The sequence below is a fragment of the uncultured Marivita sp. genome, from assembly GCF_947488135.1.
Taxonomy (GTDB): Bacteria; Pseudomonadota; Alphaproteobacteria; order Rhodobacterales; family Rhodobacteraceae; genus Marivita.
This window is the reverse complement of the sequence record NZ_CANKYW010000001.1, coordinates 791,981-809,023: the sequence shown is the minus strand read 5'-3', so window position 1 is coordinate 809,023 and position 17,043 is coordinate 791,981. Positions and strand designations below refer to the sequence as shown.

Below are 17,043 nucleotides of genomic sequence, written 5' to 3'. Positions count from 1 at the left end.
AATCACAATTTCGACCCTCCCTTGACCGCAGGGCACCGCACCCGTAGTTTCCCGGAGATTTAACCCCCTGCGGAGTCGCGCCATGGCCCAGCTTACCAACGACACCCCGACCGCCTGCCTTGCCCTTGCGGATGGGACGATCTTTTACGGTCAGGGCTTTGGCGCTGTCGGCACCTCCGTGGCCGAGCTGTGCTTCAACACCGCCATGACAGGCTACCAGGAGATCATGACCGATCCGTCCTATGCCGGGCAGATCGTGACCTTCACCTTTCCCCATATCGGCAATGTCGGCGTGAACCCGGATGACGACGAAACCGCCGATCCGGTGGCCGAAGGTATGGTGGTGAAATGGATGCCGACGCAAAGCTCCAATTGGCGCGCGGTGCAAGAGCTTGGTGACTGGCTCTCGGCGCGTGGGCGGATTGCGATCGGCGGCGTGGATACGCGGCGGCTGACCCGCGCCATCCGGCAGCTCGGCGCACCGCATGTCGCGTTGGAGCACAATCCCGAAGGCACGTTCGACATTGCCGCATTGGTCGAGAAGGCACGCGCGTTCCCCGGCCTGGAGGGGCTCGACCTTGCCAAGAACGTCACCTGCGCGCAATCCTATCGCTGGGACGAGATGCGGTGGGCCTGGCCCGAGGGCTACGTTCGCCAGACCGATGCCAAGCACAAGGTCGTGGCCATCGACTACGGTGCAAAGCGGAACATCCTGCGCTGTCTTGCCAGTGCCGGGTGCGATGTGACCGTTCTGCCCGCGACGGCGACCGCGGAAGAAGTGTTGGCGCATAATCCCGATGGGGTCTTCCTATCCAACGGACCCGGCGATCCTGCGGCAACCGGCGAATATGCCGTGCCGATGATCCGGACAATTCTCAAGGACACCGACCTGCCGATGTTCGGCATCTGCCTCGGCCATCAGATGCTGGCGCTCGCGCTTGGGGCGAAGACCGTCAAGATGAACCACGGCCATCACGGTGCGAACCACCCGGTCAAGGACACCGAGACCGGCAAGGTCGAGATCACCTCAATGAACCACGGTTTTGCCGTGGACAGCCAGAGCCTTCCCACGGGTGTGCTTGAAACCCATGTGTCGCTGTTCGACGGATCGAATTGCGGGATCCGCATGGCGGATCGCCCTGTATTCTCGGTCCAGCAGCACCCCGAGGCGAGCCCCGGTCCGCAGGACAGCTTTTACCTGTTCGAACGCTTCGCGAACTCGATGGCGGCGCACAAAACGGAAAAGGTTTAGGCCGCGTTAACCGCAAGTTAACCGACACGCGATTAGCTGACCCCCGGCCAGAACCGGGGGTACGATGTCCTTTTCAATCAAAGATGCGACCGACTCGCCCTTCGTTCTGGCGCCATCGGCACGCACACAGCCCATTGCGTCCGAACGGCTTTCAGACAGCGTCTTGCGCGAGGCGCGCAACCTCGCGATCAGTCGACGACGGCTCAAACCTGAAACCAACCCGCCGGACGAGAGGCTGGCGCACCTCCTCCCACCGAAATTCTGCCTCGAACACCGCGTTTACCCTTGGGGGATGGTGGGCGAAGCGACCCTGATCGGCGTCACACCGAACCGCGATCGGACGCAATTGCGCGATATGCTCGAACACCAGATCGGGCCGGTCCTGTTTGCCGAAGCGTCCGAAGACGATCTGATCACCGTCATCATGGCCCAGCACAGCGATTACCTGGCCGAGCGGGCGGAAACACTTGTGGCAGACGATTACAGCTGCCGCGACATCAACAAGCTGACCTGGAGGCGCGGGATTCTCGCATCACTGTTCTTCGGGGTCAGCCTTGCCCTCATATTTTTCTTTCCCAACGTGTTTTTTGCGGGAATTACCCTCGTCGCTGTGGCGAACCTGCTGGCTTGTGTCACCTTTAAGATCGCGGTTTTCTTTGCCGGGTACAAGAAGCCACCCGACAAACCGGTTCACGTGCCCTTGGCCGAAAAACCGGTGGTGAGCTTGATCGTGCCGCTGTTCAACGAGGCAAGCATAGCCAACAGTCTGGTGCAGCGCCTGTCGCGCCTCACCTATCCGAAATCGCTGCTCGATGTGGTTCTGGTGCTTGAGGAAAAGGACAACCTGACCCGCAATATGATCGGGGACCTGTCCCTCCCTGCATGGATGCGCGTCGTGGTCGTGCCCGACGCAGAGCTGAAAACCAAACCCCGCGCCTTGAACTATGCGCTGGGTCACACCCGCGGCGATATCGTCGGGATCCTCGATGCCGAGGATGCGCCCGCGACCGACCAGATCGAACGCGTGGTCGAAGCGTTTCACCTGGCGCCCGACGATGTCGCCTGCGTGCAGGGAATCCTCGATTTCTACAACACGCGATCGAACTGGATCTCGCGGTGTTTCACCATCGAATACGCGACCTGGTTCCGGATCGTTCTGGCCGGTGCCGCACGTCTGGGTCTGCCGATCCCCTTGGGCGGCACGACGGTCTATCTCAAACGCAGCGCATTGCAACAGGTCGGCGGTTGGGATGCCCATAACGTGACCGAAGATGCGGATCTCGGGATCAGGCTGTCGCGCTTCGGCTACAGGACCATCCTGATCCCGACCGTCACCCGAGAAGAGGCGAACCACAGGTTCATTTCCTGGATCAAGCAGCGGTCAAGATGGCTCAAGGGGTACATCGTCACCTATCTGGTGCATATGAAACGGCCCTTCAGGCTCCTGCGCGATCTGGGGCTTCGCAAATTCCTCGGGTTCCAGTTCTTCTTTCTGACGACGATCCTGCAATTCACGCTCGCGCCCGCGCTTTGGTCTTTCTGGCTGGTCTTATTCGGATTCTCGACGCCGTTCATGGAGATGTTTCCGGCGGCATGGACAGGGGGCCTTCTGGCCCTCTTTCTTTTGACAGAGCTGATTTCGCTGCTCATCGGCTTTGTAGCGGTGGGACGCACGCAGCACGAACAGCTGATGCAATGGGTCCCGATGATGTTCCTTTACTTCCCGATGGGGGTGTTCGCCGTCTACAAGGCGTGGTCCGAACTGATCTTCAAACCGTTCTACTGGGACAAGACCCAGCACGGCATCGCCGCGCCGGACGTGCCCGGCGGCGACATCCACACGACGCGGCGGTGACGCTGTTCAGTCCTTGGACAGGGAGTCGAGCTTGAGCCGCGTCACGAAAGCCACCGAGATGTGGTCGCGCAGCGCCTTGTAGGCGGCGTCCTCGTCGCGTTGGGTGATCGCGTCCACGATGGCCTGATGCTCGGCCAACGCGATCTCTCCCCGCCCCTGAGCGGCCAGTGATGTCGTCGCCATGAGCGCCATCGAGCGATGCACGAGGTCGAGTTGCTGAACCAGAAACCGGTTGTGGGATGCGAGGTGGATCTGCTTGTGAAACCGACGATTGGCGCGCGCCAATGCGGATGGATCATCCAGAAGCGCACGGTCGTCGTGGACCATGTCCTGTAGAACCTGCACCTCTTCCTCGGTCGCATGGCGCGCCGCAAGACGCGCGGCCAGACCTTCGAGTTCGGTGCGCACGACATAAAGCTCGGCCATCTGGTTGTGATCGAGAGAGGCCACGATGAGCGACCGCCCATCACGCGTGAGCAGCGATTGCGTTTCGAGCCGTTGCAACGCTTCCCGGATCGGGGTGCGCGACATGCCGAACCGTTCGGCCAGATCGCTCTCCACCAGCCGGTCGCCCGGTCGATAGATGCCGACATCGATGGCTTCTAGGATGGAGGAATACGCGTCCTTCTGAGGAGGCTTCACATCTTTCATACCGCGCGGTCCTTGTTCAAGTTTCCGCACGATAGCGCCGGTCTGCCAAAAGACGCAAGTTGAGCCATTGCCGCGCCCCTCGCGGCCGCCTAAGTTCGGCGGCATGGTCAAGTCCGCTTTCTCTCATGTGCGTCACTGGGTGTTCGATCTCGACAACACCCTTTATTCGCCCGCCGTTCGGCTGTTCGACCAGATCGAGGTGCGGATGACAAAGTTCGTTATGGACGCTGTCGGTGTGGACCGGGACCGCGCCAACGCCCTTCGGGTCGATTATTGGAAGACCTACGGCACCACGCTGGCGGGATTGATGCGCGAGCATGACGTGGACCCGACGCCCTATCTGCACGACGTGCACGATATCGACTTCACCGTTCTGTCCGCAGATCCCTATCTCGCCTCGCTGATCAAGAACCTTCCCGGACGCAAGATCGTCTACACCAACGGCTCGGCCCCCTATGCAGAGAACGTGCTGCGGGCGCGCGGGCTCAACGGGATATTCGATGCGGTCTACGGCGTGGAACATGCCGACTACCACCCGAAGCCCGAGCGCAGCGCCTTCGAGCGCGTGTTCGGGCGTGACGGGGTCGACACCAGATCGGCAGCCATGTTCGAAGACGACCCGCGCAACCTGGCTGCACCGCATGCGATGGGTATGCGCACGGTCCACGTGGCCCCCGACGCGATCGAGGCAGAGCATATCCACCACCATACCTCTGACCTCACGGCATTCCTCGCCCGGCTCACCTGAGCTTAAATCTTCTGCATTGCGGCAATTTGGCAGTTTCAGATCGCTGCCGGGTTCCTAAGTGACAGATAGATTAAAAAGAGGTCTCAAATGTCTGTTTCCGAACCGCTGCCGTCATGCCGCCGCAACCCCTTCTATTCCATTCCGGTGATCGGCTGGGTGGCGCGCGATCTGAAGGAAGGATCGTCCGATACGATCTATTATCTGCTGGTCGCGCTGTTCACCCTCGTTGTTCTTGCGGTGATGAAATGGGGCATCGTGGCGTTGAGCATGATTGCGCTGGCGATGGTTCCTGTCGTGATGGTGACACTGATCCTGATCACCGTCGGCAAATGATGCGGGCGCACTGACGCATCGCTGTTTTCGACGCGCCACGTTAATGTGGGCAGAGCGTAAGGGATCGAAGGGATTGGCATGGAATACGACATCGTAGTCTCGGGCGGCGGGATCGCCGGTCTCGCCGCAGCGGCCGCTTTTGGTGCGGTAGGCTACACCGTTTTGTGCCTCGATCCCGCGCCGCCCGTCACCGACCGCGAGGCAGAAGGGGCCGACCTGCGCACCACGGCCTTCCTGCAACCGGCGCAGGCGTTTCTGGACGAAATCGGCCTGTGGTCGCGTTTGCAGGCTCACGCCATGCCACTTCAGGTGATGCGGATCGTCGATGCGGGTGGCGAGGTCCCGAAAGCGCGGGTCACCAAAGAATTCAACGCCTCCGACATCTCGGATTTGCCCTTCGGATGGAACTTGCCGAACTGGCTGTTGCGCCGCGAATTCGTCGCGCATCTCGACGGCCTCGACACCGTGGCGTTCCGCGCAGGGATCGGGACCACGTCGCTTTTCACACGCGAAGCCGAGGCGCGCGTCGGGCTGAGCGACGGCACGAAGGTGCGCTGCAAGCTGGTGATCGCGGCTGACGGACGGAACTCTCCCATGCGGCGCGCCGCCGGTATCGACGTGCAGACCACGCGGTTCGGACAAAAGGCCTTGGCCTTTGCTGTCACGCAACCGATCCCGCATGACAACGTGTCGACCGAGATCCACCGCACCGGCGGGCCGTTTACATTTGTGCCTTTGCCCGATCTGGACGGCCGTCCCTCTTCGGCCATTGTCTGGATGGAAGAAGGGCCAAAGGCCGAAGCCCTGATGGCGCTCGGTCCAGAGGAATTCGAGGCGGCGATGACCACGCGCTCCTGTAGCCTCTTCGGTCCACTGACGCTGGCGTCACGCCGGACGATCTGGCCGATCATCAGCCAACATGCAGACCGTCTGAGTGGCGAACGGATCGCGCTGGTCGCTGAAGCGGCGCATGTGGTGCCGCCCATCGGGGCACAGGGTTTGAACATGAGCCTCAAGGACCTGAGCGTCCTGCGCGATCTCGCGCGGCAGTCAGGCACGGAACTTGGCAACCGCGCCATGTTGGACGCCTACCATCAAAAGCGGATCGCGGACATCCGGGCGCGCGTTGCGGGGATCACGCTTTTGAACCGGACATCCATGCTCAGCGCCCAACCGTTGCGTGACATGCGCGCGAAGGGGCTGGACGCGCTTTATACGCTCAAACCGGTGCGAACGACCCTGATGCAACTGGGATTGGGCGCGCGCGGCGTGTGAGGCGGTAAACTCTTGCAAGAGTTTACGCGGGATTTTCGAAAATCCCGCGCCCGTCACGCAGCTTGAAAGGTCAGGCTTACCCCGTTGATGCAATGCCGTTTGCCGGTCGGCTGGGGACCGTCATCGAAAATATGGCCAAGGTGGCTGCCGCAGCGGCGGCAGTGGCATTCCGTGCGGGTGATGAACAGTGAGCGGTCCGGCTTGGTTTCGATGGCATTGGCTTGCGCCTGCCAGAAACTCGGCCAGCCGGTGCCGCTGTCGTATTTGTGCTCGGACGCATAAAGCGGCAGATCGCATCCCTTGCAGTGGAACATGCCCGCGCGCTTTTCGTCGTTGAGTGGCGAGGTGAACGCGCGTTCCGTGCCCTCTTCTCGCATGACGCGATATTCCAGTGGCGTGAGCATGGCTTTCCATTCGGCCTCGCTGCGGGTCACTTCGAACGTGCCTTCAGCCGCGCCTGCGGTTTTCGTCATCGCGCCAAAGCCTAAAACGGCGGCTGCGGATTGCAGGAAATGTCGTCTCAACATGATGTCCTCCTTAAATTACCTGAAAGATGGTGCCCCGACCTGCGCGCACGCAAGGCCGGGGCACACACTTTTGCGCGATCTCCTGCGCCCCGAGATGGGGGTCGAGGGCTTACTGAGCCGGCAAAAGCACGCGGTCGATCACATGGATCACACCGTTCGATTGACGCACATCGGCGATCGTCACATTGGCCTCGCGCCCGTTTTCATCGGTGAGCGTGATGGTCGATCCGTCCATCTTGGCCTGAAGCGTGCAGCCGCCGACGGTCTGGACCGGATGCGTACCGCCGTCATCGGCGATCATGCCCGCGATGGCGTCGGACATGGCATTGGCCGCCACCACGTGACAGGTGAGAATTTGCGCAAGCTGTGCCTTCGCTTCGGGCTGCAACAGGGCAGTCAGCGAGTCCTCGGAAATCATCGCGAAGGCAGCGTTCGTGGGCGCGAACACGGTGAACGGCCCCTCGCTGTTGAGCGTATCCACGAGATCGGCGGCCTGAACCGCCGCGACGAGGGTGGTGTGATCGGCAGAGTTCACCGCGTTTTCAACGATGGTTCTGTCCGGGAACATGGCCGCACCCCCGACCATCGGATTGTCGGTGCCCGCGTGGCTTTCGGCGAGAGCAGCGCCGGCAAGGGTCGTGGCAGCAAGGGTGGTGGTGATCAGGGTCTTGAATGTCATGTCGTCCTCCAGTTTTCCCGCTGGGGTTCCAAGCGGGTCGAACGAAGACACGGGGGCCACATTCCCGAAGTTTCAGATCAGCCGGTCACAGGTTCATCACGTCGACGTGAGCGGACCCGCTGCACGGACGGCACCTGTCGGCGCCCCCGTCGGGGACCCACCCGGCGGTTCGTCGGAAATCGCCAATAATGCACCGGGCAGAAGTGCGAGAAGGTTTTCCGGCAGGTCAATGATCGTGCTTGCGTCCTCGTCCAGAAGCCCCAGCGACACCGGGGCCGCGTCGCCCGCGATCAGCCAAAGCTCGAACACCCGCCCCTCTGGCGGCGCGCCGGTCGCGCGGATCACCTGAACCGCGCCAAGTGTCGTGTCGACTTCCGCACGCAGGCTCAACCCATCACCATCGGGCGTGGGGGCAAGCTCGGCCACCAGATCGGCCCGAAGCGCGTCCTCTTCCGGAGTGACGACACCGAAGGTGATCGCCGCCCAAAGCACCAGCGCCGCCGCGATCCCGCCAAGGCCATAGGGCCAGATTTGTTGCCAGAAGGACGGTTCGCGCGAGGAAAAGAGTTTCGCGTCCAACCGGGTCTTCAATTGGGCGGAGGGTGCGACCTCTTCGATATCGTCAATGACGAGAGTGGCAAAATGCTCCTGCCACGACGCGACCTCGGCTCGAAGGTCGGGCTCCGCGTCCATGCGCGCCTCGAACGCCGTGCGCTCTTCCTCGGTGAGAAGGCCCAGCGCGTATTCCGCCGCCAGGGCGCGCGGATCGTCGTCTTCCGGGCCGCGGGGTGGTGTGGTCAGATCCGTCATCGGCTCAAACACTCACGCAAGGCGATCAGGCTACGACGCAGCCATGTCCGTATCGTGTTCAGGTTGACTCCGGTCGCTTCGGCCAGGTCGGCATAGCTGTCACCATCCAGATATGCCCGGCGCACCAGATGTGCCCGGGCGCGGGGCAACTCGTCCATGCACGCGCGAATGTGACGCGCATCGGAGGCAGCCACGGCCGAGGCTTCAGGGCCTGGTTTGCTGTCGGGCATCAGGTCGGCGGTTTCGATCGGCGCCGGAGGGCGCTTGAGCACGCGGCGCCGATCCACCGCGCGGTTGCGGGTGATCGTGATCAGCCAGGTCATCGGGGAATACCCGTTCACCTTGTAGCTGTCCGCCTTGTTCCACACCGTCACGAATACCTCCTGCAAAACCTCCTCGGCTTCTGCGCGATCATTCAACACACGCAGGCAGACGCCAAAAAGTTTCGCGGAGGTCCTGTCATACAGGCTGGTAAAGGCTGCGCGGTCCCCCATCGCCACACGGGCAATCAGGTGTTCCACCTCTTCTTGCGGCGTCATCACAGGATTTCCGTGCCCTTTCCCTTGCCCCTCCCGCCATTATGTTGCACGAAACGAGCGCAAACCCCCAAGCTGAGAAGGATGTCCGCAACATGGCCGACGGGACGATCGACATCAACGCCAAACCGACAGAAGAAATTTCCGCGCGCGAGGTGTTTGGCATTGATACGGACATGATTGTCCACGGTTTTCCGGAGCGGACCGACCGCGTGCCGGACATCGACAGCACCTACAAGTTCGACCCGGATACGACGCTGGCGATTCTCGCGGGCTTCCGCAACAACCGCCGTGTGATGATCCAGGGCTATCACGGCACGGGTAAATCGACCCATATCGAGCAGATCGCCGCGCGGCTGAACTGGCCCTGCGTGCGCGTCAACCTCGACAGCCACATCAGCCGGATCGACCTGATCGGCAAGGACGCGATCAAGCTGGTGGACGGCAAGCAGGTGACGCAATTCCAGGAAGGCATCCTGCCTTGGGCGCTGCGCAACCCGACAGCCATCGTGTTCGACGAATACGACGCGGGCCGCGCCGACGTGATGTTCGTGATTCAACGGGTTCTGGAAACCGACGGCAAGCTGACGCTGCTTGACCAGAACGAAGTCATCACCCCGCACAAGTATTTCCGCATTTTCGCCACGGCCAACACCGTGGGTCTCGGCGATACGACGGGCCTCTATCACGGCACGCAGCAGATCAATCAGGGCCAGATGGACCGTTGGTCGCTTGTGGCGACGCTGAACTATCTGTCGATCGATGCAGAGACCTCGATCGTTCTGTCCAAAGCGCCGCATTACAATACCGAGAAAGGCCGCAAGACCGTTCGTCAGATGGTGACGGTGGCGGACCTCACGCGGACGGCGTTCATGTCGGGCGATCTCTCCACAGTGATGAGCCCCCGGACCGTGATCGCCTGGGCGCAAAACGCCGAAATTTTCCGCGATGTAGGCTACGCCTTCCGTGTGTCGTTCCTCAACAAATGCGATGAGCTGGAGCGGCAGACCGTGGCGGAATTCTATCAGCGCTGCTTTGACGAAGAACTGCCCGAAAGCGCGGCATCGTTGAGTATTGGGTAATCGCGCGCAGCAGACGGCGATGATGTCCGCTGCGCAACGCGGCGGACATGCGGCGGTCCTTGCGGCATTCCTGAGCGCGGGGTCTGTCGCCACGGCGCAAGACGCAATCTACCCCGCAGCACAATGTGCGGCGTTCTGGTTCAGATATACGGATTATGCCAAGGTCTCACCGTATCTCGACTTCGACCCAAGTGATCTTCGCGCGGCCGAGGCCTTTCGGGAGGTGGCGCTGAGATTGGCCGGCACGGAGTCCGAGGTCGAAACCTACATCGCCGCTCAGCGTCCGTTGATGGCGCGTCTGATGGAAAGCTATATCTACAATGGCGACGCACAAAGCCGGGACATCTTCGAGCGGCTTAACCAAACATGCCAGGACTTCGCAACACGCCATCCGGAAACTCGGGACCTGCGCTAACGGCTCAATTGTCTAGTTACGTTGTTGCAGATGCGAAAACGCGGCCCAATTGAGCCGCGTCTTGGTCAAATCGGATCAAAGCCCAATCAGTTTTCTGAATTTTCCCCGAGCGCCTCGCGACGGCTGTCGACGAGGTTTTCGATAAATCGTTCGGGCGAGATACCGGCGGGCAGAATGACGATGGACCCACCGGGCCGGGCGCGCATCATGTTGCTGCGCATGTTGGTTTCAATGTCCGAGCTCGACGCTTCGGAATTGCCCGCAGCCCCAGCGGTCTGCTGGTTCTCGGTCGCGCTGCCACTGTTCATCATGTCAGTCTGATCGTTCTGGGCCTCATCGGAATTTGACCCAACCGATTGGGTCATTTCCCAATCCTGATAGTTTTCCATCAACTGGTCGCGTTTCGCCATATATCTCATCTGCATGGCGAAGTCCTGACGCGCTTCCTGCACGCCACGGATGTAACCTTGCCGGTAGCCGCGCTCGTAAATGTCGTGGCTCAGGGATTGCAAGTCTAGGATCGCAGCGCCCTGCGTCTGATCCTGCGACTGCGCCATTTGCGTGCTGCTGCGTTCCCGTTCATTCATCGGGTCAGTTTCTGCGGTGTCTGGCGCATCCGCTGCCTCGATCTTCTCCGTCATCGTCTGATCCGACGCGTTGGTGTCGGAAGACTGGGTCTGCGCTGTTGCTGTCGTTGCGCCCATCGCCACGATCAGGGACAGCGCCGTCGATGTGATCACCTTCGGTGTCATTTTCGCCTCCATTGCTGTTTCCGTGACGTGGCCCCGTCATGAGAGAAAACGCGGGGTCGGGGAGTTGGTTTCAATTTTTTCCGTCGGGCCACCTTTCGGCGCTTTCGCGATTGTCCCGCGCTGTGGAAACGATAGATTGGCCGCATGAGCAAACCGACCGACAACCCCGCCGATCCGTTCAAGAAAGCCCTGGCAGAAGCGACCAAGGTCATGGCCCGCGACCCGGATCTGACGGTCAGCTATTCAGTGGACCCCGCCGGTATTTCCGGCGACGCGATGCGGCTGCCGCAGATCAGCCGGCGGTTGACCCGCGACGAGGTGCTTCTGGCGCGCGGGACAGCGGATGCGATGGCGATGTATCGCCGCTACCACGATGCCGGAACGCACGCGCGCTATGCGCCGCAGGGCGATCTGGCCCGAGAGCTGTACGAAACCATGGAAACCGCGCGCTGCGAGGCGATGGGCGCGCGGGACATGCCCGGCACCGCCGGGAATATCGACGCCAAGATCGGCAATGACGCCATGCGCCGAGGCTACGACCAGATCACCGACGCCTCCGATGCGCCATTGCCAGCGGCGGCGGGCTATCTCGTGCGCCATCTCGCGACGGGGCGCGAGCTGCCGGAGGGTGCCCAGAACGTCATGGACCTATGGCGGGGCTTCATCGAGAACCAGGCGGGTGGCACGCTGGAAAACCTGCAAGACGTGCTCAACGATCAGGCCGCATTCGCCAGGTTCACCCGCGCGGTGATCACCGATCTTGGCTATGGCGACCAGTTGGGCGACGACCCGGACGAGGTGGACGACGAAGCGCAGGATCAGGCCGAAGAAGGCAGCGACGACGAGCAGGAACCCGACAGCACCGGCCAGGACGACGATCAGGAGCAGGACACCGAGGCCAGCCCCGAGTCGAGCCAGGACGAGACGCAGGACCCGAGCCAGGCGCAGGTCTCGATGGACGAGATGGCCGATCAGGAACTGAGCGACGAGGCCGAGATGCCCGACGGCGAAGCGCCGCTCGAACCGCCGCCCCCTGCCCCGATCTCGGAAGCCGATCCCGATTACAAGGTGTTCGATTCGACCCATGATGAGGAAATCCTGGCCGAAGAACTGGCCGAGCCGGTCGAGCTGGAACGCCTGCGTGCCTATCTGGATCAACAGCTTGAGCCGTTGAAAGGCGCCGTCAGCCGTCTGGCCAACAAGCTGCAACGTCGCCTTCAGGCACAACAGAACCGGTCGTGGGAGTTCGATCTGGAGGAAGGCATCCTTGACGCGGGACGCCTTGCGCGCGTGGTGGCCAACCCGACGACGCCGCTGTCCTTCAAGGTCGAAAAAGACACCGAGTTCCGCGACACGGTGGTGACGCTCCTGCTCGACAATTCCGGCTCCATGCGCGGGCGACCCATTTCCATTGCCGCGATCTGCGCCGATGTTCTTGCGCGCACGCTGGAGCGGTGTTCGGTCAAGGTGGAGATTCTTGGCTTCACCACGCGCGCTTGGAAAGGCGGACAGGCCCGTGAAAAGTGGCTGAACGAGGGGCGAGAACAGCAACCCGGCCGCCTGAACGACCTGCGCCACATCATCTACAAAAGCGCCGATGCGCCTTGGCGTCGGACGCGGTCGAACCTTGGCCTGATGATGAAGGAAGGGTTGCTCAAGGAGAACATCGACGGCGAGGCACTGGAATGGGCGCATCGGCGGATGCTGCACCGCTCCGAGGCGCGCAAGATCCTCATGGTGATTTCCGACGGTGCGCCGGTGGACGACAGCACATTGTCGGTGAACCCGGCGAACTACCTTGAAAAGCACCTCCGCGATGTGATCGCCATGGTCGAGCGTCGCCGTCAGGTCGAATTGCTGGCCATCGGCATCGGCCATGACGTGACCCGTTACTACGAACGCGCTGTGACGATCACGGATGTGGAACAGCTGGCCGGAGCGATGACGGAACAGTTGGCGTCACTGTTCGACAGCGATCCCCGGGCGCGCGCCCGGTTCATGGGCATCAAGCGCGCGAGCTGACCGGGCGGATCGGACCGGCTGCGCCGGTCCGACAGACGCGGCCCTGCGGGCCGCGTTTTGTGCGTAATTGGAAAGAGAAGAAACACGGGAAGCGCCCCAAAGCCGTGTTCGACGGGGGCTTGCCATGGTTCAACTTTCCGGTTTGGTTGACAGAAAATTCAGAGAGATGCGTCCATGTTCCAAAGCTTCACCGAGACCTCGTCCCCCGAACAGGGCCCGCCCCGGCTTGCCGCACTGCGCGAGGAGCTGAAACGGGAAAAGCTGGACGGGTTCATCATCCCCCGGGCCGACGCACACCAAGGCGAATATGTGCCCGCGCGTGACAGCCGTCTTGCCTGGCTGACAGGGTTCACCGGGTCGGCGGGGTTCTGTGTCGCCTTGCACGACAAGGCCGGGGTCTTTGTCGATGGCCGGTACCGCGTGCAGGTGCGCGCGCAGGTGGCCGAGGCGTTCATGCCGGTGGACTGGCCAGAGGTGTCGCTGACGGAGTGGGTCGCGCGGAACGCCGATGCGGACGCGGTGATCGGGTTCGATCCGTGGCTGCACACGGTGTCGCAGGTGCGAGAGCTCGAACCCGCTCCGGGCAACATCGAATTCCGGCGCTCGGCCAATCTTGTGGATCGCATCTGGGAGGACCAGCCCCCGCCGCCTGCCACACTCGCTTTCGTGCAGCCTGTCGAGCTGACCGGCGAGACACATGATGCCAAGATCGCGCGGTTGGCCGAGACCCTTGCACCGGCGTCCTGCGCGGTGCTCACCTTGCCCGACAGCATCTGCTGGCTGCTGAACATCCGCGGCAACGACCTGCCGCGCGTGCCGTTTGTACACGGGTTCGCGCTGTTGCACGCGGAGGGTGAGGTCACGTTTTTCGTGGACGAGGCCAAGCTGGCCAATCTGGGCGACCACCTTGGGCCGAAGGTCAGGATCGCGCCGGTCGATGCGTTTTTGCCCGTTCTTGCCTCCATCGAAGGTCCGGTGCGGATCGACCCGGCAAGTTGCCCGGTGATCGTCGCGGACACATTGCGCGAGGCGGGGACCGAGGTGATCGAAGCGCAGGATCCCTGCGCGCTTCCCAAAGCCTGCAAGACCCAAGCCGAGCTTGACGGTGCCCGCGCCGCGCATTTGCGCGACGGTGCGGCAATGGCGCGGTTCCTGTGCTGGCTGGATCGGCAACCCGTAGGCAGCCTGACCGAGATCGACGTGGTCAGGCACCTCGAATCGGAACGCGCCGCGACCAACGCGCTGCGTAACATCAGTTTCGACACGATCTCCGGGGCGGGGCCGAACGGGGCCATCGTGCATTACCGGGTGACCGAGAAGACCAATCGAAAGGTCGAGCACGGGCTTTTGCTTGTGGACAGCGGCGGACAATATGTCGACGGGACAACGGATATCACCCGCACCATTGCAATCGGCCCGGCGGGCGAGGAAGAAAAACGCGCCTTCACGCTGGTGCTCAAGGGCATGATCGCGATCTCGCGGCTGCGCTGGCCCAAGGGGCTGGCCGGGCGCGATCTGGATGCGCTGGCGCGTGTCTCACTCTGGGAGCATGGTCTGGATTACGGCCATGGCACCGGACACGGTGTGGGATCCTATCTCAGCGTGCATGAAGGACCACAGCGCCTTGCGCGCACGGGCACGGTGCCGTTCATGCCCGGAATGATCCTGTCGAACGAACCGGGCTTCTACAAGGAAGGGGCGTTCGGCATTCGGATCGAGAACCTCGTCGTCGTGGAGGAGGCCCCCGCCCTGCCAGAGCAAACCGTGCCCGAGATGCTGCACTTCGAAACGTTGACCTACGCACCGATCGACACACGTCTGGTGGAAACCGGCTTGCTGACCGCCGCGGAGCGAGAGTGGCTCAATGCCTACCACGCCGATGTGCTGGCACGGATCGGACCTTTGGTCGATGGCGACGTCTCGACCTGGCTGGCGCAGGCCTGCGCGCCGATCTGACCAAGATCATTTACATTGACCCGGGAACGCCGGTACACCGCACTCAAAAGGGATGGATCATGCAGAAACACATTACGATCAGACCGGCAGAAGGAACCTGGGTTGTCCGCGCAGGGGGGGCGGTGATCGGCGAGAGCAGCAATGCGCTCGAACTGACGGAAGGCGACATGCCCTTCGTGATCTATTTCCCCCGTGGCGATATCGCGATGGCGTTTCTGGATGCGTCGGATCACAGCACGACCTGCCCGCACAAGGGAACCGCCACCTATTTCGACATCATGTCCAAAAGCATGACCTACAAGAACGCGGTCTGGAGCTATGAAAACCCGAAAGACGAAGTGTCCGAGATCAAGGACCACCTTGCCTTCTACGTTCAGGACGGCGTGCAGGTCGAACAGGTCTGACCTGTCAGCTAGCTGTGCTCTTCCTCAGCCGTGGCCGCCAAGGCGCGGTTATAGGCCTTGAGCGCATCGACATGAAACAGCGCGCCCTGCAACACGGGCGCGTTGTCTTCTCCCTCAAGCCGGACCACCGGCAGGAACGCCACGCCTGACTTGTCGAAGAGCGGAAGCGCGGTTTCCAGCGTCGCCTGTACCTGCACGTAAAGCCCCTGCTCGATCATCGCGAGGCACGCCTCTTCGTCGGCGGCGTTTGCATCAGTCGGTTTGCGCATCACGCCCTGAACACGGAACATCGCCAGAAGATAGGCCTGCGGCCCGGCAGCCAAATGCACGTTGCGCCGCTCAAGCTGGGTGAGGAAGAACGACCGATCTACGAGGCGCGCGGAAACCGCGGTGGACATGGAGACGGACACCATCACGGCAAGACCCGTCTGCCAGTCCCCGGTGAGTTCGAACACGATCAGCGTGGTCGAAATCGGTGCGCCCAGTACGGCTGCCGCGACCGCGCCCATTCCAGCCAGCGCGTAGAGCGTGGCCGTGCCGGATTGGTCCGGGAAGAGACCCGTGGCGATCAGCCCGAAAGCCAGGCCCGTCAGCGCGCCCAGCATCAGCGACGGTGAAAACACCCCGCCGCCCATCCGGCCTCCCATCGTGATCGCGACGGCGACGACCTTGAGCATGGCGAACACGATCGCCTCGTGCCAGAGCAGCGCCCCGGTGAGCGCCCGCGACGTGGTCTCGTACCCGACCCCAATGATGTGCGGGAACCAGATCGCCAGTGCGCCAAGCATCACCCCCGCCACCGCCGGGCGCAACAGATGTGGCAGGCCAAGCTTGCGTTGGAACCGGGACCCGACATCGTCCGCCAAGAAGACCGCTCGCATCATCGACACGGCGACAAGGCCGCAGACGAGGCCCAAGATGAAGAAAGCGGGCAGTTCGAGGTAGAACTCCACCGTGGTTGTGCCGGGCAGTTTGAACTCGGTCACATCTCCGAACACCAAGCGGTTGATGACTGTGCCCGCCGCACTCGCCACCACGATTGGGGCGAAGGCATGGACGGCAAAATGCCTCAGGATCACTTCGAGCGCGAAAAGCGCCCCGGCGATCGGGGCGTTGAAGCTTGCCGAAACGGCCGCGGCGACCGCGCATCCCAACAGATCGCGCCCGGTGATGCCATCGGCGCGGATGGTGTTCGACACCCAGGACGAGATCATTGCCGCGATGTGAACCACCGGACCTTCCCGCCCAGTGCTTCCCCCCGTTGAGAGCGTGATCCAGGAACAGATCGCCGACGCGATCCCGGCCTTCTTTTCGACCCGGCCATCGTTCAGCGCGGCGCCCTCGATCACGTCGGCCACGGACCGGACGCGCCCATCCGGTGTGAAGTAGTGGACGATGATGCCAACCACCAAACCGCCAAGGGTCGGTATGGCCAGAAGCATCCACCACGGCAGGGTTTCGGCATAGCTGTGGATCGTGGTCACGCTTGGGGTGCCATAGACCGTGGTTTGCAGGGCCGAAATCGCGAGGCGGAACAAGGTCGCCGCCAAGCCAGCCGCAATGCCGATCAGAAGCGCGATCAGCCAGAACTGGAACTGCGACGGTCCCTTGTGGCGCAGCAGATCCCAGCCGCGCGCGAACTGCCGCTTCATGTCGCTGATCTGACCACGCAACGCTGGCGCCATGCCAAGCGGTCCTTTCGGGAAGGGCGCACTGCGCCAAAAACCTTCTTGTTTTCGAGGCTTA

Annotated in this window: 17 protein-coding genes; 10 read left to right on the top strand and 7 right to left on the bottom strand. The window is 62.2% G+C overall.

Translation table 11 applies throughout. The features are described from left to right. The first annotated feature begins 82 nt into the window (after window positions 1–82). Window positions 83–1,252, top strand: a complete 1,170-nt coding sequence (gene carA / locus Q1B16_RS04085; protein WP_299784942.1) for a glutamine-hydrolyzing carbamoyl-phosphate synthase small subunit — start codon at window positions 83–85, stop codon at window positions 1,250–1,252. A gap of 64 nt (window positions 1,253–1,316) precedes the next feature. Next, complete coding sequence (locus Q1B16_RS04080; RefSeq protein ID WP_299784941.1) at window positions 1,317–3,107, top strand: glycosyltransferase family 2 protein; 1,791 nt, start codon at window positions 1,317–1,319, stop codon at window positions 3,105–3,107. Between the two features lie 6 nt (window positions 3,108–3,113). On the opposite strand, the gene Q1B16_RS04075 is transcribed toward Q1B16_RS04080, so the two are convergent. Beyond that, complete coding sequence (locus Q1B16_RS04075) at window positions 3,114–3,758, bottom strand: GntR family transcriptional regulator (RefSeq protein WP_299784940.1); 645 nt, start codon at window positions 3,756–3,758, stop codon at window positions 3,114–3,116. Between the two features lie 103 nt (window positions 3,759–3,861). Between Q1B16_RS04075 and Q1B16_RS04070 the strand changes: the two genes are divergently transcribed. The 3 genes from Q1B16_RS04070 (at window position 3,862) to Q1B16_RS04060 (ending at window position 6,114) form a co-directional block, all read left to right on the top strand. Next, on the top strand, window positions 3,862–4,506 hold the full coding sequence (locus tag Q1B16_RS04070; protein WP_299784939.1) for a pyrimidine 5'-nucleotidase: 645 nt from the start codon (window positions 3,862–3,864) through the stop codon (window positions 4,504–4,506). 87 nt (window positions 4,507–4,593) lie between these two features. Next, window positions 4,594–4,839, top strand: coding sequence for a hypothetical protein (locus Q1B16_RS04065; RefSeq protein ID WP_299784938.1), 246 nt, complete (start codon window positions 4,594–4,596; stop codon window positions 4,837–4,839). A gap of 78 nt (window positions 4,840–4,917) precedes the next feature. Beyond that, complete coding sequence (locus Q1B16_RS04060; protein ID WP_299784937.1) at window positions 4,918–6,114, top strand: UbiH/UbiF family hydroxylase; 1,197 nt, start codon at window positions 4,918–4,920, stop codon at window positions 6,112–6,114. A 53-nt stretch (window positions 6,115–6,167) separates the two neighbouring features. Here the strand turns inward: Q1B16_RS04060 and msrB are convergent, their stop codons facing one another. From msrB to Q1B16_RS04040, 4 genes are all read right to left on the bottom strand, one after another. After that, window positions 6,168–6,641: a peptide-methionine (R)-S-oxide reductase MsrB gene (msrB, locus tag Q1B16_RS04055; RefSeq protein WP_299784936.1), complete on the bottom strand. Its 474-nt coding sequence runs from the start codon at window positions 6,639–6,641 to the stop codon at window positions 6,168–6,170. A gap of 109 nt (window positions 6,642–6,750) precedes the next feature. Further along, a complete protein-coding gene (locus Q1B16_RS04050) occupies window positions 6,751–7,320 on the bottom strand; it encodes a fasciclin domain-containing protein (RefSeq protein WP_299784935.1) in 570 nt (189 codons plus the stop codon). Between the two features lie 96 nt (window positions 7,321–7,416). Then, window positions 7,417–8,130 (bottom strand): anti-sigma factor, encoded by a 714-nt coding sequence (locus Q1B16_RS04045; protein WP_299784934.1) that lies wholly within the window; start codon window positions 8,128–8,130, stop codon window positions 7,417–7,419. Continuing rightward, window positions 8,127–8,669: a sigma-70 family RNA polymerase sigma factor gene (locus Q1B16_RS04040; RefSeq protein WP_299784933.1), complete on the bottom strand. Its 543-nt coding sequence runs from the start codon at window positions 8,667–8,669 to the stop codon at window positions 8,127–8,129. Before Q1B16_RS04040 ends, Q1B16_RS04045 begins: the two co-directional genes overlap by 4 nt. Before the next feature lie 92 nt (window positions 8,670–8,761). Here Q1B16_RS04040 and cobS point away from each other — a divergent pair, with 92 nt between their 5' ends. Both cobS and Q1B16_RS04030 read left to right on the top strand, forming a co-directional pair. Then, complete coding sequence (cobS, locus tag Q1B16_RS04035) at window positions 8,762–9,748, top strand: cobaltochelatase subunit CobS (protein WP_299784932.1); 987 nt, start codon at window positions 8,762–8,764, stop codon at window positions 9,746–9,748. A 19-nt stretch (window positions 9,749–9,767) separates the two neighbouring features. Further along, the gene (locus Q1B16_RS04030) at window positions 9,768–10,163 is read left to right on the top strand and encodes a hypothetical protein (protein WP_299784931.1); all 396 of its coding nucleotides are present in this window, start codon (window positions 9,768–9,770) and stop codon (window positions 10,161–10,163) included. 86 nt (window positions 10,164–10,249) lie between these two features. Here the strand turns inward: Q1B16_RS04030 and Q1B16_RS04025 are convergent, their stop codons facing one another. After that, window positions 10,250–10,915, bottom strand: a complete 666-nt coding sequence (locus tag Q1B16_RS04025; RefSeq protein ID WP_299784930.1) for a hypothetical protein — start codon at window positions 10,913–10,915, stop codon at window positions 10,250–10,252. Window positions 10,916–11,059: 144 nt separating this feature from the next. Between Q1B16_RS04025 and cobT the strand changes: the two genes are divergently transcribed. The 3 genes from cobT (at window position 11,060) to Q1B16_RS04010 (ending at window position 15,297) form a co-directional block, all read left to right on the top strand. Next, window positions 11,060–12,937: a cobaltochelatase subunit CobT gene (cobT, locus tag Q1B16_RS04020; protein WP_299784929.1), complete on the top strand. Its 1,878-nt coding sequence runs from the start codon at window positions 11,060–11,062 to the stop codon at window positions 12,935–12,937. A 174-nt stretch (window positions 12,938–13,111) separates the two neighbouring features. After that, window positions 13,112–14,893 (top strand): aminopeptidase P family protein, encoded by a 1,782-nt coding sequence (locus Q1B16_RS04015; protein WP_299784928.1) that lies wholly within the window; start codon window positions 13,112–13,114, stop codon window positions 14,891–14,893. Window positions 14,894–14,952: 59 nt separating this feature from the next. Further along, window positions 14,953–15,297, top strand: coding sequence for a DUF427 domain-containing protein (locus Q1B16_RS04010; RefSeq protein WP_299784927.1), 345 nt, complete (start codon window positions 14,953–14,955; stop codon window positions 15,295–15,297). A gap of 8 nt (window positions 15,298–15,305) precedes the next feature. Here Q1B16_RS04010 and Q1B16_RS04005 read toward each other — a convergent pair whose 3' ends face one another. After that, on the bottom strand, window positions 15,306–16,949 hold the full coding sequence (locus Q1B16_RS04005; RefSeq protein ID WP_299785984.1) for a chloride channel protein: 1,644 nt from the start codon (window positions 16,947–16,949) through the stop codon (window positions 15,306–15,308). Window positions 16,950–17,043: the final 94 nt, after the last annotated feature.